Below are 14870 nucleotides of genomic sequence, written 5' to 3'. Positions count from 1 at the left end.
CCGCTCAGGGCGCCGTCAGCCAGCTGACCAGCAACAGCAGGCCGCCGACAAACAGCGCCACCAGAATGATCGCCGCCGCGATAAGGTCGGCAAAGCGCAACTGGCGGTCAACGTTGGCCGCACGGCCGCGCCGCACGCCAAAAAACGCGCAGAATACCGCGGCCAGGGCGCGTAGCGGCCTCATGAGCGCCCCGGCACATCGAACACGGTGTAGGCCAGCGTGATGCTGTCGAGGCCGGCCGGCACGTTCTTGTCGACCACGAACACCACCGGAAAGCGCCGGGTTTCGCCCGGGGCAAACGCCTGCTGCGCAAAGCAGAAGCAGTCCAGCTTTTTCACGTACTCCGCCGCCGCCGCCGGCAGGTAGCGCGGGATCGCCTGGCCGACGACCTGGCGGTTGCTGGCATTGGTGATCTCGTAGTCGACGCGCACGAACTCGCCCGGCACCGCACGCAGCGTGCGCGTCAGCGGCCGTACCTGCCACGGCAGCCCCGGTTGCACCGTGGCATCGAAGGTCAGCAGCACCGGCGCCAGCGGCGTTGCGGCCAACCTTTGGCTGCCGACCTCGTCCGGCCGCTGCAGGCTGCCCAGCCCGGTCAGCCGGCACAGCGCGTCGTAGACCGGGATCAACCCCCAGGCGAACACGAACATCACGCAGGCCAGCAGCAGCAGCTTCAGCAGCAGCAGGCGGTTGTCGTGCAGGGTGGCGGGCGGCTTGTCCATGTCAGTGGTGCTTTCCGCCGTGCATGGCGTCGATGCGGCCGTTTTCGCCGACTTCCAGATCCGGTGCCTCGACAAAGCTGTGATACGGCGCCGGGGTGGCGATCTGCCACTCCAGGGTGTCGGCGCCCTCCCACGGTTTGGCCGCGGCCGGCTTGCCGTGGCGCAGGCTGTGCAGCATGTTGGCGAAGAAGATCAGCTGCCCCAGCCCGAAACAGAAGGCGCCGACGCTGGCCAGGGTGTTGAAATCGGTGAACTGCATGTTGTAGTCGGGAATGCGGCGCGGCATGCCGGCGAGGCCGAGGAAGTGCATGGGGAAGAAGGTCACGTTGAACCACAGCAGCGACCACCAGAAGTGGAACTTGCCCCAGAACTCCGAGTACATGCGCCCGGTCATCTTCGGAAACCAGTAGTACACCGCGGCGAACAGGCTGAACAGCGCGCCGGCCACCAGCACGTAGTGGAAGTGCGCCACCACGTAGTAGGTGTCCTGCAGCTGGATGTCGATGGCGGCGATGCTCAGCGTCACCCCGGACAGGCCGCCGACGGTAAACAGGCAGATGAAGCCGATGGCGAACAGCATCGGCGTCTCGAAGCTCATGCTGCCCTGCCACATGGTGCCGATCCAGTTGAACACCTTCACCCCGGTCGGCACTGCGATCAGCATCGTCGCGTACATGAAGAACAGCTGCGCGGTGGCCGGCATGCCGGTGGTGAACATGTGGTGCGCCCACACCATGAAGCTGAGGATGGCGATGGAGCTGGTGGCGTACACCATCGAGGTGTAGCCGAACAGCGGCTTGCGACTGAAGGTGGGGATGATATGGCTGACGATGCCGAAGGCCGGCAGCGCCATGATGTAGACCTCGGGGTGGCCGAAGAACCAGAAGATGTGCTGGTACAGCACCGGATCGCCACCGCCGGCGGCATTGAAGAAGTGGGTGCCGAAATGGCGGTCGGTCAGCACCATGGTCACCACCCCGGCCAGCACCGGCATCACCGCGATGATCAGGTAGGCGGTAATCAGGCTGGCCCAGGCGAACATCGGCATCTTCATCATCGTCATCCCCGGCGCGCGCAGGTTGAGGATGGTGACGATGATGTTGATCGAGCCCATGATCGAGCTGACACCCATGATGTGGATGGCGAAGATGGTCAGGTCCATGCCCATGCCCATCTGCGTCGACAGCGGCGCGTACAGTGTCCAGCCCGCCGCCGCCGCCCCGCCGGGCACCGCGAACGAGATCAGCAGCAGCAGCGCCGCCGGCGGCAGCAGCCAGAAGCTCCAGTTGTTCATCCGCGCAAAGGCCATGTCCGGCGCGCCGATCATCAGCGGCAGCATCCAGTTGGCCAGCCCGGTGAAGGCAGGCATGATGGCGCCGAACACCATGATCAGCCCGTGCAGGGTGGTGAACTGGTTGAACAGCTCCGGCTGCCAGAACTGCAGCCCGGGCCGGAACAGCTCGGCACGGATGCACAGTGCCAGCACGCCGCCGAAGATGAACATGCTGAAGGCGAACCACAGGTACAGCGAGCCGATGTCCTTGTGATTGGTGGCAAACAGCCAGCGGGTGATGCCGCCCGGCTTGGCGTGGTGGCCGTGCGCGGTGTCGTGCGCCGGCTGCAATGCACTGTCGATCGCAGTCATGCCCTCTCCCCCTTACGCTTTGCCGCCGCGGGCAGCCTTGATGTCTTTCGGCTGCACCACGTCGCCGGTGTGATTGCCCCACGCGTTACGCTCGTAGGTGATCACCGCCGCAATATCTGTATCCGACAACTGCTTGCCCCACGCCGCCATCGCGGCATTCTTCTTGCTGCCGTTAAGCACGATGTCGATGTGGCCGGGCTTGTCCTTGGTCGCCATCGCCGAGCCGTCCAGCGCCGGGAAGGCGCCGGGTATGCCCTTGCCGTTGGCCTGGTGGCAGGCGACACAGTTCTGCGTGTACACCTTCTCGCCGCGCGCCATCAGCTCCGCCAGCGGCCACTGCTTGGCGGGGTCGTCAAGGTTGGCCGCAGCCGCCTGCTTGCGTGCCGCCAGCCAGCGCGCGTAATCGGCCGGCGCCTTGGCCTCCACCACGATGGGCATGAAGCCGTGATCCTTGCCGCACAGCTCGGCACACTGGCCGCGATAGGTGCCGGGACGATCGACCTTGAACCAGACATCGCGCACGAAGCCGGGTATCGCATCTTGTTTCACCCCCAGTTGCGGCACCCACCAGGCATGGATCACGTCGTTGGCGGTCAGCAGCAGCCGTACCTTGGTGCCGGTCGGCACCACCAGCGGCTGGTCGACCTCCAGCAGGTAGTGCTCGCCGCGGTCGGCCACTTGGTGGATGGCGCTTTGCGGCGTGGCCAGATGACTCATGAAGGCGACGCCGTCGTCGAGGTAGTCGTAGTGCCACTTCCACTGGTAGCCGGTGACCTTGATGGTCAGCTCGGCGCCGGCGCTGCTCTTCTGCTGCAGGATCAGCCGCGTCGCCGGCCACGCCATCGCCACCAGAATCAACAGTGGAATCAGCGTCCAGATGATTTCGACGGTGGTGTTTTCGTGGAAGTGTTTCGCCTGATGGCCGGCGGATTTGCGATGGCGCAGGATGGCCCAGAACATCACGCCGAATACCAGCACGAAGATGCCGCCGGTGATGTACAGCAGCAGCATGTGCAGGTCATAGATATCCTGCGCGATGCCGGTAACCGGCGGCGGCAGGTTGACGTTGGCCGCCAGCACGGCAGGCGACCAGCCGGTGAGCAGTAACAGGACGCGACGACAGGCCATGGCGTCTTCCCCAAGTAAAGTCTCGTGTTGGCCGGAAACCCGGTCGCTGGCCGCGATCTGTGCCGCAGCGCTTTATCGAGAATAGGAAGATCAGCCGATAAAACAAGTATTTATCATGGTGCAGCGCCGCAAACCGGCGCCGGCGCTCAGGCTGCGGGCGTGACCGGCGCCTCGTAAGGCAGGCTCAGCAGCGGCTCGCCCAGCGCGCGTACGAGCGTCGCCAGATTGTCTTCATAGGCCAGCTGCGCCGGCACCACGCGGTTGGCGACCCAGCCGGCCAGGGTGCAGCCGCTGGCGCGAATTGCCTGCGCCGTCAGCAGCGCGTGGTTGATGCAGCCCAGCTTCATGCCCACCACCAGGATCACCGGCAGCCCCAGCGCCTGCGCCAGGCCCTGCATGTCCAGCGTGTCCGACAGCGGCGCCAGCCAGCCGCCGGCGCCCTCCACCAGCACCACGTCGGCGTCTGCGGCCAACCTTTGGTAGTGTGCGACGATCAATGCCGGATCGATGGTCACGCCGGCCGCGCGCGCGGCGATGTGCGGCGACACCGGCGGCAGGAAGCGGTACGGATTCATCAGCGCCAGATCGGTCTGCCCGGTGGCGGCCACCAAGCGTGCCACGTCGTCGTTGTGCCAGCTGCCATCCGGCAGGATGTCGCAGCCGGAAGCCACCGGCTTCATCGCCAGCACGCGCCGGCCCTGCGCCTGCCAGTGCCGGATCAGCTTCACCGCGCTGTGGGTCTTGCCGATCTCGGTATCGGTGCCGGTAATGAAATAGCCTTGTGCCATGGGCAGTGTCCTTGTGGAAAGCTCCGCCTGCAGATGAGGCCAAGCCGGCAAATGAAAAGACAGACGCGACAATGCCGACCTCGTGGGTCGGCTGTCTGCGTCTGCCGTGGTGCTGGCAAAGGCGGAAGGGTGCGGCCTTGTGGGCCTTTGATCTTTACCGCGGCGGCCAACCTTTCCGGGTCGGACGTTTTGCTGCCGCGGTTGCGCGCTCGGTTTAGACCGGGCCCTGGGCGTATACCCGCTCGGTCTTGCTATGCAGCTTGTTCAGTGCCGCCAGATACGCCTTGGCGCTGGCCACAATCACATCGGTATCTGCCCCCTGGCCGTTGACGATGCGGCCGTCCTTGGCCAGGCGCACGGTCACTTCGCCCTGCGATTCGGTACCCTTGGTGATGGCGTTGACCGAGTACAGCTCCAGTACTGCATCACTTTTCACCACGCTCTCGATCGCCTTGAATGCGGCATCGACCGGGCCGGAGCCGGTAGATTCGGCACGCTGCTCGTTGCCGTGCTCGACGAACACGATCTGCGCCTGCGGTGCCTCGCCGGTCTCGGTCGCCACTTTCAGCGACACGAACTTGTAGTCTTCCTGCTCGGCGGTGACCAGCTGGTCGGACACCAGCGCGTGCAGGTCTTCGTCGAAGATCTCGCGCTTCTTGTCGGCCAGCTCCTTGAAACGGGCGAAGGCGGCGTTCAGTGCCTCTTCGCTGTCCAGCACGATGCCCAGCGCGGTGAGCTTGGTGCGGAACGCGTTGCGGCCGGACAGTTTGCCCAGCGTCAGTCGGTTGGCGGTCCAGCCCACCGATTCGGCGGACATGATCTCGTAGGTTTCGCGGTGCTTGAGCACGCCGTCCTGGTGGATACCGGACTCGTGGGCGAAGGCGTTAGCGCCGACGATGGCCTTGTTCGGCTGCACCGGATAGCCGGTGATGGTGGACACCAGCTTCGACGCCGGCACGATCTGGGTAGCGTCGACGCGGGTTTCCACGTTGAACACGTCCTTGCGGGTACGCACCGCCATCACGATTTCTTCCATCGCGGCGTTGCCGGCGCGCTCGCCGAGGCCGTTGATGGTGCATTCCACCTGCCGCGCACCGCCCAGTACCGCGCCGAGGCTGTTGGCGACGGCCATGCCGAGGTCGTTGTGGCAGTGGGCGGACCACACCACCTTGTCACCGCCCGGGGTCTTGGCGATCAGCTCGCGGAAGAAGGTCTCGGTGAGCTTCGGTACCGCGTAGCCGACGGTGTCCGGCACGTTGAGCGTGGTGGCACCGGCCTTGATCACTTCGCCGAAGATGCGGGCGAGGAAATCGATGTCGGAACGCAGCGCGTCCTCGGCGGAGAACTCGACGTCGTCGGTGTATTCGCGCGCCAGTTTCACCGCCTTCACCGCAGCGTCAACCACCTCGTCCGGGGTCATGCGCAGCTTCTTTTCCATGTGGATCGGGCTGGTGGCGATGAAGGTGTGGATACGGCCGCGCGCGGCAGGCTTGATCGCCTCGCCGGCGGCACGGATGTCGCGCTCGTTGGCCCGCGCCAGCGAACAGACGGTCGACTCCTTGATCACTTCGGCAATGGCGTGGATGGCATCGGCATCGCCGGGGCTGGCGGCGGCAAAGCCGGCCTCGATCACGTCGACACCGAGGCGCTCCAGTTGACGGGCGATACGGATTTTTTCTTCCTTGGTCATCGACGCGCCCGGCGACTGTTCGCCATCACGCAAGGTGGTATCAAAAATGTAAAGACGATCGCCCATGTCAGGTGTGCTCCCTTGTCCCGAGGCCAGTGCCCCGGTCAGATAGTCGTTGAAATCGAACCGTTTCCCTTGGTCGGCGGCGAGCCGCGCCAGCTTGTTCAGCTGCGCCAGCGGCAGGGTGCCGCGCTCGCGCCACTTGTAGATGGCGGCACGCGACACCGGCTCATCGGGGAAGGCCGCATTCAACGCTTCCGCGAGCGTGCCTGGGCCTCCAAAATCCTCGATCAGACGTTCGATGTCCAATTGCATGCCACTGCTCCTTGTTTGTTATGGCTCAACCTTACGTTTCGCCCGACAAGCTGTCAAATTTTGTCGAATAATTTTGTTGCAGCACGGCAAAACCTGTTGTCAAAGCGTAAATATCGGACAATATGTAGAATTTACAGACAAAACAAAGGCGACCGCAGTCGCCCGTGTCCAGCCTGCCGCGTAGCGGTGCCGCGCTTGTCTTACGCTTGCGGCGGCAGCAGCGGCGCTGTCTTCTTGCCCAGCCCCAGCAGCGCCATCACGTAGCCGGACAGCGCGTAGCAGACGAAGAAGCCGAACAGCACCAGCGGCGGCTCCGACATCAGCAGCATCAGCACCACCACCAGCGCCAGCAGCATCACGAACGGCACGCGACGGCGCAGGTGGATCTCCTTGAAGCTCCAGAATTTCACATTGGTGACCATGGTGATGCCGGAAAAGGCGGTGAAGCCCAGCGCCACCCACTGCAAGCCCGGCAGGTCGTTGTAGCCGTAGGCGTGGCAGATCCACACCAGGCCGGCCACCAGCGCCGCCGCCGCCGGACTGGGCAGGCCGATGAACCAGCGCTTGTCGGTGGAGCCGATCATGGTATTGAAGCGCGCCAGGCGCAGCGCGGCACCGGCGCAGTGAATGAAGGCGATCATCCAGCCCAGCTTGCCGAGGTCCTTCAGCATCCACTCGTAGGCGATCAGCGCCGGCGCCACACCGAAGCTGACCATGTCCGACAGGCTGTCGAACTCGGCGCCGAACGCGCTCTGGCTGTGCGTCAGCCGCGCCACGCGGCCATCCATGCCGTCGAGGATCATCGCGATGAAGATCGCTACCGCCGCGTGTTCGAAGTTCTGGTTCATCGCCTGCACGATGGCGTAGAAGCCGGCGAACAGCGCGGCGAGGGTAAAGGAGTTGGGCAGCAGGTAAATGCCCTGGCGACGCAGGGACGGCTTGATAGGCTTCGGGTCAATATGCATGCAGACTCTCGACATCGGACAGCGGCAAGGCGCGCCGGAAGGAAACGGGACTTGCGGCCAACGTTGCGCGCCGGCGGCAAGACAATGCTGCATTCTAATGCGCGATGCCACGCTTACCAAGCGTCATGCGGCGCGGCGGCGCCGTCACGGCGGATACAAGGCCGCTGACGCGCCGCACGGGCGGCGCCGGCCGCCGCCACCGCGCGGAACGCAGGCAAAGAAAAAGCCGGGCAGCTGCCCGGCTTGACACTGACCGCGAGGCGGCAGGCTTAGTTCTTGGACTGGTCAACCAGCTTGTTCTTGGCGATCCAAGGCATCATCGCGCGCAGTTCGGCACCGACTTTTTCGATCGGATGATCGGCAGTCAGGCGACGGCGGGCGGTCATGCTCGGATAGTTGGTCTTGCCTTCCAGGATGAACATCTTGGCGTATTCGCCGGACTGGATGCGGTACAGCGCTTTTTTCATCGCTTCCTTGGTGGCGGAGGTCACCACTTCCGGACCGGTCACGTACTCGCCATACTCCGCGTTATTGGAGATGGAGTAGTTCATGTTGGCGATGCCGCCTTCGTACATCAGGTCAACGATCAGCTTCAGCTCGTGCAGGCACTCGAAGTAGGCCATTTCCGGTGCATAACCGGCTTCGGTCAGGGTTTCGAAACCGGCTTTCACCAGTTCTACCGCGCCGCCGCACAGTACCGCCTGTTCGCCGAACAGGTCGGTTTCGGTTTCTTCGCGGAAGTTGGTTTCGATCACGCCGCCCTTGGTGCCGCCGTTGGCCGCAGCGTAGGACAGGGCCACGTCACGGGCCTTGCCGGACTTGTCCTGGTACACGGCGATCAGGGTCGGCACGCCGCCGCCCTTCACGTACTCGGAACGCACGGTGTGGCCCGGGCCTTTCGGGGCCACCATGATCACGTCCAGGTCTTCGCGTGGCACGATCTGGTTGTAGTGCACGTTGAAGCCGTGCGCGAAGGCCAGGGTGGCACCCTTCTTGATGTTCGGGGCGATTTCGCTGTGGTACACGTCAGGCTGCGATTCGTCCGGCAGCAGGATCATCACCAGATCCGCCTTCTTCACGGCATCGGCGACTTCTTTCACTTTGTGACCGGCCGCTTCGGCCTTTTTCCACGATGCGCCGTCCTTGCGCAGGCCCACCACCACATCCACGCCGGAATCCTTCAGGTTCTGCGCGTGCGCATGACCCTGGGAGCCGTAACCGATGATGGCCACTTTCTGATCCTTGATGATGGAAAGATCAGCGTCTTTGTCGTAGAAAACTTTCATTGTCTTATGTCCCTAGTTTGTTCGAGGGCAGCTGATGGCCGCCCCGGTGATTCAGATCTTCAAAATACGTTCGCCGCGACCAATTCCGGATGCACCGGTACGCACCGTTTCCAGGATCACTGAACGGTCGATCGCCTCGATAAAGGCGCCCAGCTTTTCGCTCGTACCGGTGAGCTCGATGGTGTAGGTCTTTTCCGTCACGTCGATGATGCGACCACGGAAGATGTCAGCCATCCGCTTCATTTCTTCCCGATCCTTGCCGGTGGCACGGACCTTGATCAACATCATCTCGCGTTCGATATGGTCGGACTCGTTGAGGTCAATCACCTTGACCACCTCGATCAGCTTGTTGAGCTGCTTGGTGATCTGTTCGATGACTTCGTCGGACCCGTGGGTGACGATGGTCATCCGTGACAGTGTCGGGTCTTCGGTAGTCGACACCGTCAGTGAATCGATATTGTAAGCGCGTGCGGAGAAAAGTCCCACTACTCGCGACAGCGCGCCCGCTTCGTTTTCCAGCAAAATCGAAAGTATATGTCTCATGCCACTGCCTTAGCACATGTTGCCGTAGTCACGGTTGTTCTCGAAAGGAGCAATCTGCAGCTCGCGCATATGCGGCGGCAGATCCATCTGGTCCAGACCCTTGCCGTTCTGGATCATCGGGAACACGTTTTCGGACTGGTCGGTACGGAAGTCCATGAATACCAGACGCTCTTTCAATGCCGGGCTGAATGCTTCACGCAACGCACCCTCGACATCGGCCGGGTTCTCGATCTTCATGCCGACGTGGCCGTAGGCCTCGGCGATGCCGACGAAATCCGGTAGCGCATCCATATAGGACTCGGCGTAACGCGTGCCGTAGAAGAACTCCTGCCACTGGCGCACCATGCCCAGGTAGCGGTTGTTCAGCGCAATCACCTTCACCGGCGTGTGGTACTGCTTGGCGGTGGACAGCTCCTGGATGTTCATCTGGATCGAGCCTTCGCCGGTAATGCAGGCCACCTGTGCATTCGGGTTGGCCAGCTGCGCGCCGATGGCGGCCGGCAGGCCGAAACCCATGGTACCCAAACCGCCGGAGTTCAGCCATTGTTTCGGGCGCTTGAACGGGTAGTACTGCGCCGCCCACATCTGGTGCTGGCCAACGTCGGAGGTGATGATGGCGTCGCCGCCGGTGATCTCGTACAGCTTCTGCACCACCGACTGCGGCTTGATGAACTCGGTCGACGGGGTGTACAGCAGGCTGTTGTAGCTGCGCCATTGCTCGATCTGCTTCCACCAGCCGGCGAGGTTGGCCGCATCCGGGCGCTGCCCGTTCTGCTTCATCAGGTCGATCAGGTCGCGCAGCACGTGTTTCACGTCGCCAACGATGGGCACGTCCACCTTCACGCGCTTGGCGATGGAGGACGGGTCGATGTCGATGTGCACGATTTTCTTCGGCTGTGCCAGGAAGTGCGACGGCACGCTGATCACGCGGTCGTCGAAACGGGCGCCGACGGCGATCAGCACGTCACAGTACTGCATCGCCATATTGGCTTCGTAGGTGCCGTGCATGCCGAGCATGCCCAGACACTGGCGGTCGTCGCCGGGATAGGCGCCCAGGCCCATCAGCGTGTTGGTACACGGCAGGCCCAGCATGCGCACCAGCTCGGTCACTTCGGCCGAGGCATTGCCCTGCACGGCGCCGCCACCGATGTAGATGTACGGGCGCTTGGCTTCGGCCAGCAGGCTGGCGGCCTTCTTGATCTGGCCGGGATGGCCGCGGGTGACCGGCACGTAGGAGCGGATGCTCACGCTTTCCGGGTAGTGGAATTCGGCCAGCTGCTGGGTCACGTCTTTCGGGATGTCCACCACCACCGGACCGGGACGACCGGTAGCGGCGATGTAGAACGCCTTCTTGATGGTGGTGGCCAGCTCGTTGATGTCCTTGACCAGGAAGTTGTGCTTCACGCACGGACGGGTGATACCGACCATGTCCACTTCCTGGAACGCGTCGAGACCGATGGCCGGCGTCGATACCTGGCCGGAGATCACCACCATCGGCACCGAGTCCATGTAGGCGGTGGCAATGCCGGTCACCGCATTGGTGGCACCCGGGCCGGAAGTGACCAGCGCCACGCCGACCTTGTCACAGGAGCGCGAGTAGGCATCCGCGGCGTGCACCGCGGCCTGCTCGTGGCGCACCAGCACATGCTTGAACTCTTGCTGCCTGAAAATTGCATCATATATCTCAAGTACCGCGCCGCCGGGGTAGCCGAAAACGAATTCGACTCCTTCTGCCTGCAAGCTGCGCACCAGGATTTCCGCGCCCGATATCTGCATCTTTGCCTCTTTGATTGCTGAGTAGTTGTTTTATGTCCCGTAGTGAATGAACTTAGCTTAAGTTTGAAATAGCGGTCAAGCGCTTTTGTGCAGGTGCAAAAAAGCGCCAAAAACATTCAAAAACAGCCACTTTTGCAGGGTAGGCGGCACGGGACGGCTTTGATACCATGTCTGGTTGCTTGCGGCGGTTTTACCGCCGCCGCCCTTTCACTCCCTCATTATTATTTTCACGGCATGAATCAACATTTCACCCACCCCGGATTGCTGCGCCGACTGGCCAGCCTGTGCTACGAAGCTTTGCTGCTGGGCGCCGTGCTGCTGGTCGCGGCCGCGCTGTTCACCCCGCTGGTGGTGTGGAGCGGCAACGCGCGCTGGATGAGCGTGCTGATGCAGCTGTTCCTGGCGCTGGTGATGTTCGGCTACTTCGGCTATTGCTGGACGCGCGGCGGGCAGACGCTGGCGATGAAGCCGTGGCGGCTGCAGCTGACGCTGGCGGATGGCGGCGCGCTGCGCTGGCCGCACGCGGCGATGCGCTTCGTGGTGGCGCTGGTGCTGTACCTGGGCGTGCCGGCGCTGGCCTACACCGCGTGGCAGCCGCTGTTCGACTCGCGGCAGCATGCACTGGCGGTGGCCTTGCTGTGGGACGCCCTGCCGGTGCTGTGGGCGCTGATCGACAACGACAAGCAGTTCCTGCACGACCGCCTCGCCGGCACCCGCCTGCGCCTGCTGCCGCCACTGGCGCGCAAACGCTGAGCCGATAAGCGCAAAAAAGCCGCCAGACTGTACGGTCTGGCGGCTTTTTCCTTGCCCGGCGCACACGGGCGGCGAACGCTTACACCTGCAGCGCGGCCGCGTAGCGCGGCGCGTCCGCACCCAGCACCAGGTGCAGCAGGTTGCCCGGCAGCGGCATCACCCCGGCGACGCCCAGCGCGCTCAGCTGTGCACTATCGACGCGGCTGGCGTCGGCCAGCTCCACCCGCAGCCGGCTGCCGGCCACCAGTGCCACCGCCTTGACGTTGGCCGCGCCGCCCAGCGCCGCCAGCCACTGCGCACGGTCGATATCGTTGTCGTCCGCCGTTACCACGCCGTTCGCCAGCGCGCTGCGGATCTCGTCGGCGACGATTTCCGCCTCCGGCCCCAGCACCACCTGCACGCTGCCGGGGGCCGGGCGGATCAGCCCGCGCGATCCCAGCGCCTTCAGCGCCGCCTCGTCCACCAGCTCGTTTCGGCCCACCTGCAGGCGCAGGCGCGTGGTGCAGGCATCCACCGATTTGAGATTGGCGCCGCCACCCAGCGCGGTGATGAAGCCTGCGGCGCGCGCACTGCCCTTGCGGCCAACGTTGGCCGCAAGCGTGGTGCTGCTGGCCGGCTCGCGACCCAGCGTCAGCAGGTTGTACTTGCGGATGAAGAAGCTGAACACGCCGTAGTAGACGGCAAAGTAGGCCACGCCCACCGGCAGCATCAGCAACGGGTTTTGCCCCTTGCCCGCCGACAGCGCGTAGTCGAACAGGCCGGCGGAGAAGGTGAAGCCGAGGCGGATGTCCAGCGCGTGCATCAGCGCCATCGACAGCCCGGTCAGCACCGCGTGGATGGCGTACAGCAGTGGCGCCAGGAACATGAAGGCGAACTCCACCGGCTCGGTGACGCCGGTCAGCGCCGCGGTCAGCGCCATCGACAGCAGGATGCCGCCGACCGCCTGCTTGTTTTCCGGCAGCGCGGCGCGGTACATCGCCAGGCACGCCGCCGGCAGGCCGAACATCATCACCGGGAAGAAACCGGCCATGAATTGCCCGGCACCCGGATCACCGGCGAAGAAGCGGTTGAGGTCGCCGGTGGCCACCTTGCCGGCAATCGCCGGGTCGGGGAAGCTGCCGAACACGAACCACACCAGCGAATTGAGGATGTGGTGCAGGCCGGTGACGATCAGCAGGCGGTTGAGCACGCCGTAGATGAACAGCCCGATCTCGCCGGCGTTGATCAGCCAGTGGCCGACGCTGTCGATGCCGTGCTGCACCGGCGGCCACACCTGGCCCAGCACCACGCCGGCCAGCAGCATGGCAAAGCCGGTGGCGATCGGCACGAAGCGCTTGCCGCCGAAGAAGGCGAGATAGGACGGCAGCGCGATGTCCTTGTAGCGGTTGTACAAGAGGCCGGCGCTGATGCCGGCGGTGATGCCGGCCAGCACGCCCATATTGATCTTGGCGTCGATCACCTTCAGCACCGCGGTCAGCACCAGGTAGCCGATGGCACCGGCAAGACCGGCGGTGCCGTTGTTGTCGCGGGCGAAACCGACCGCCACGCCGATGGCGAACAGCAGCGCCAGGTTGCCGAAGATGGCGTCGCCGGCCTGTGCCATCACCGCGATGTTCAACAGGTCGGGCTGGCCCAGCCGCAACAGCAGGCCGGCCACCGGCAGCACCGCGATCGGCAGCATCAGCGCGCGACCCAGCTGCTGGATACCGGCAAATTTGCTCGTAGTATTCACTGTGTTCTCCTCTGCCTCGTTATGAATCAGTCGTGGCGGCGAGGCCCGCCACGCTGTGTTGTGTTCTGCGTGTGCGCCTCAGTGCTGACCGGTATCCGCCAGCTGCAGCAGCGCGCGCACCGCCTGCGGCGAGCTTTGCTGCAGCAGCGCCTGCGCCTGTTCGCGGCACTGCGCCAGCTGCAGCTGGCGGACGCAGGCCTTCACCTCCGGCACCAGCGCCGGGCTGACCGACAGCTCGGTGACGCCGAGGCCGAGCAGTACCGGCACCGCCGCCAGATCCGATGCCATCGCGCCGCAGACCCCGACCCAGCGCCCGTGCTGGCGCGCGCCGCGCACCGTCATCTCGATCAGGCGCAGCACCGCCGGGTGCAGCGGGTCCAGCCGCGCCGCCAGCGCCGGGCTGCAGCGGTCCATCGCCAGCGTGTACTGCGTCAGGTCGTTGGTGCCGATCGACAGAAAATCGGCGTGGGCGGCCAGCTGCTCCGCCAGCAGCGCGGCGGACGGCACCTCGATCATCACCCCCAGCTGCGGCCGCTCGCTCAGCCCCATCTCGCGGGCCAGCTCGTCGATGCGTGCGCGCACCTGCTGCAGCTCGGACAGGTCGGTAATCATCGGCAGCAGGATGCGCAGCCGCGACAGCGGTGTGAGCGACAACAGCGCGCGCAGCTGGCTGTCCAGCACCGCCGGCATCGCCAGCCCGGTGCGGATGCCGCGCAGGCCCAGCGCCGGGTTGTCTTCCGGTGGCAGCGGCAGGTAGGGCACCTCCTTGTCACCACCGGCGTCGAGGGTACGGATGATGGCCGTGCGGCCGTCCAGTGCGTCCAGCACCGCCTGGCAGGCGGCGCGTTGCTCGGCTTCGCTCGGGGCGTCGCTGCGGTGGGCGAACAGGAATTCGGTGCGCAGCAGGCCGACGCCGTCGGCACCGTGGCACACCGCCGCCGCGGCCTCGGCCGCGTTGACGATGTTGGCGGCGACCTCGATGGCGACGCCGTCCAGCGTGTGCGCCGGAGCGGCCGCGTGCCGGCGCAGGCTGTCGCGCCGCGCCTCGCGCTCGGCAATCTGCTGGTGCGCGGCGGCAAGGTTGGCCGCAGTCGGCGCCGGGTCGAGCCAGCCGTCACCGGCGTCCAGCCACACCGTACTGCCGGCGGCCAGCGCCAGCACCGCGTCGCCGGCGGCGACCAGCGACGGAATCGCCAGCGCGCGGCACAGGATGGCGACGTGATTGCTGGCGCCGCCACGGGCCAGCACCAGCGCGGCGAGGCGTTCGCGCGGCAGCCGTGTCAGTTGCGACGGCGTCAGGTCGTCGGCCACCACCACCGCCTGCGGCGGCAGCTCGGTCAGCGCCGGTGCCTCGCCCAGCAGCGCGTCGATGACGCGGCGTTCGAGGTCTTTCAGGTCGGCGACGCGCTCGGCCAGCAGCGCGTTGTCCAGCGCCAGCAGCACCTCGCTCTGCTGCCGGATGGCGCGGCGGTAGGCAAACGCTGCGCTGCAGCCCTCGCGCACGAAACCCTCCGCCGCCTGCTGCC

Annotated in this window: 13 protein-coding genes; 1 reads left to right on the top strand and 12 read right to left on the bottom strand. The window is 64.9% G+C overall.

Features of this window, described 5'->3' with window-relative positions; all coding sequences use genetic code 11:
* Window positions 1-4: 4 nt before the first annotated feature.
* The 10 genes from ACG97_RS14525 to ilvB form a co-directional block, all read right to left on the bottom strand.
* Entirely contained in the window at window positions 5-184 is a 180-nt protein-coding gene (locus ACG97_RS14525) for a DUF2970 domain-containing protein (protein ID WP_047968090.1), read from the bottom strand.
* Window positions 181-723, bottom strand: a complete 543-nt coding sequence (locus tag ACG97_RS14520; protein WP_047968089.1) for a cytochrome c oxidase assembly protein — start codon at window positions 721-723, stop codon at window positions 181-183. The genes ACG97_RS14525 and ACG97_RS14520 overlap by 4 nt, the downstream gene beginning before the upstream one ends.
* 1 nt (window position 724) lies before the next feature.
* Complete coding sequence (gene ctaD / locus ACG97_RS14515) at window positions 725-2368, bottom strand: cytochrome c oxidase subunit I (protein ID WP_047968088.1); 1644 nt, start codon at window positions 2366-2368, stop codon at window positions 725-727.
* Window positions 2369-2380: 12 nt separating this feature from the next.
* Window positions 2381-3496 (bottom strand): cytochrome c oxidase subunit II, encoded by a 1116-nt coding sequence (gene coxB, locus ACG97_RS14510; protein WP_047968087.1) that lies wholly within the window; start codon window positions 3494-3496, stop codon window positions 2381-2383.
* A 146-nt stretch (window positions 3497-3642) separates the two neighbouring features.
* Entirely contained in the window at window positions 3643-4284 is a 642-nt protein-coding gene (bioD, locus tag ACG97_RS14505) for a dethiobiotin synthase (RefSeq protein ID WP_047968086.1), read from the bottom strand.
* 214 nt (window positions 4285-4498) lie between these two features.
* Window positions 4499-6289 carry a 2-isopropylmalate synthase gene (locus ACG97_RS14500; protein ID WP_047968085.1) on the bottom strand — a complete coding sequence of 597 codons (1791 nt, stop codon included), beginning with the start codon at window positions 6287-6289 and terminating at the stop codon, window positions 4499-4501.
* Window positions 6290-6489: 200 nt separating this feature from the next.
* Window positions 6490-7254 (bottom strand): CDP-diacylglycerol--serine O-phosphatidyltransferase, encoded by a 765-nt coding sequence (gene pssA / locus ACG97_RS14495; RefSeq protein WP_047968084.1) that lies wholly within the window; start codon window positions 7252-7254, stop codon window positions 6490-6492.
* A 269-nt stretch (window positions 7255-7523) separates the two neighbouring features.
* A complete protein-coding gene (gene ilvC / locus ACG97_RS14490; RefSeq protein WP_047968083.1) occupies window positions 7524-8540 on the bottom strand; it encodes a ketol-acid reductoisomerase in 1017 nt (338 codons plus the stop codon).
* Window positions 8541-8591: 51 nt separating this feature from the next.
* Entirely contained in the window at window positions 8592-9083 is a 492-nt protein-coding gene (gene ilvN / locus ACG97_RS14485) for an acetolactate synthase small subunit (protein WP_047968082.1), read from the bottom strand.
* A 9-nt stretch (window positions 9084-9092) separates the two neighbouring features.
* A complete protein-coding gene (gene ilvB, locus ACG97_RS14480; RefSeq protein ID WP_047968081.1) occupies window positions 9093-10859 on the bottom strand; it encodes a biosynthetic-type acetolactate synthase large subunit in 1767 nt (588 codons plus the stop codon).
* A 234-nt stretch (window positions 10860-11093) separates the two neighbouring features.
* Here ilvB and ACG97_RS14475 point away from each other — a divergent pair, with 234 nt between their 5' ends.
* Complete coding sequence (locus ACG97_RS14475) at window positions 11094-11612, top strand: RDD family protein (protein ID WP_047968080.1); 519 nt, start codon at window positions 11094-11096, stop codon at window positions 11610-11612.
* A gap of 79 nt (window positions 11613-11691) precedes the next feature.
* Here ACG97_RS14475 and nagE read toward each other — a convergent pair whose 3' ends face one another.
* Window positions 11692-13344: an N-acetylglucosamine-specific PTS transporter subunit IIBC gene (nagE, locus tag ACG97_RS14470; protein ID WP_082133809.1), complete on the bottom strand. Its 1653-nt coding sequence runs from the start codon at window positions 13342-13344 to the stop codon at window positions 11692-11694.
* A gap of 78 nt (window positions 13345-13422) precedes the next feature.
* Window positions 13423-14870 (bottom strand): phosphoenolpyruvate--protein phosphotransferase (gene ptsP / locus ACG97_RS14465; protein ID WP_047968079.1); only part of this gene is annotated, 1448 nt, incomplete at its 5' end.

It is taken from the genome of Vogesella sp. EB (assembly GCF_001037925.1).
Taxonomy (GTDB): domain Bacteria; phylum Pseudomonadota; class Gammaproteobacteria; order Burkholderiales; family Chromobacteriaceae; genus Vogesella; species Vogesella indigofera.
The sequence above is the reverse complement of the archived record's forward strand: the minus strand, read 5'-3'. Positions and strand labels throughout refer to the sequence as shown.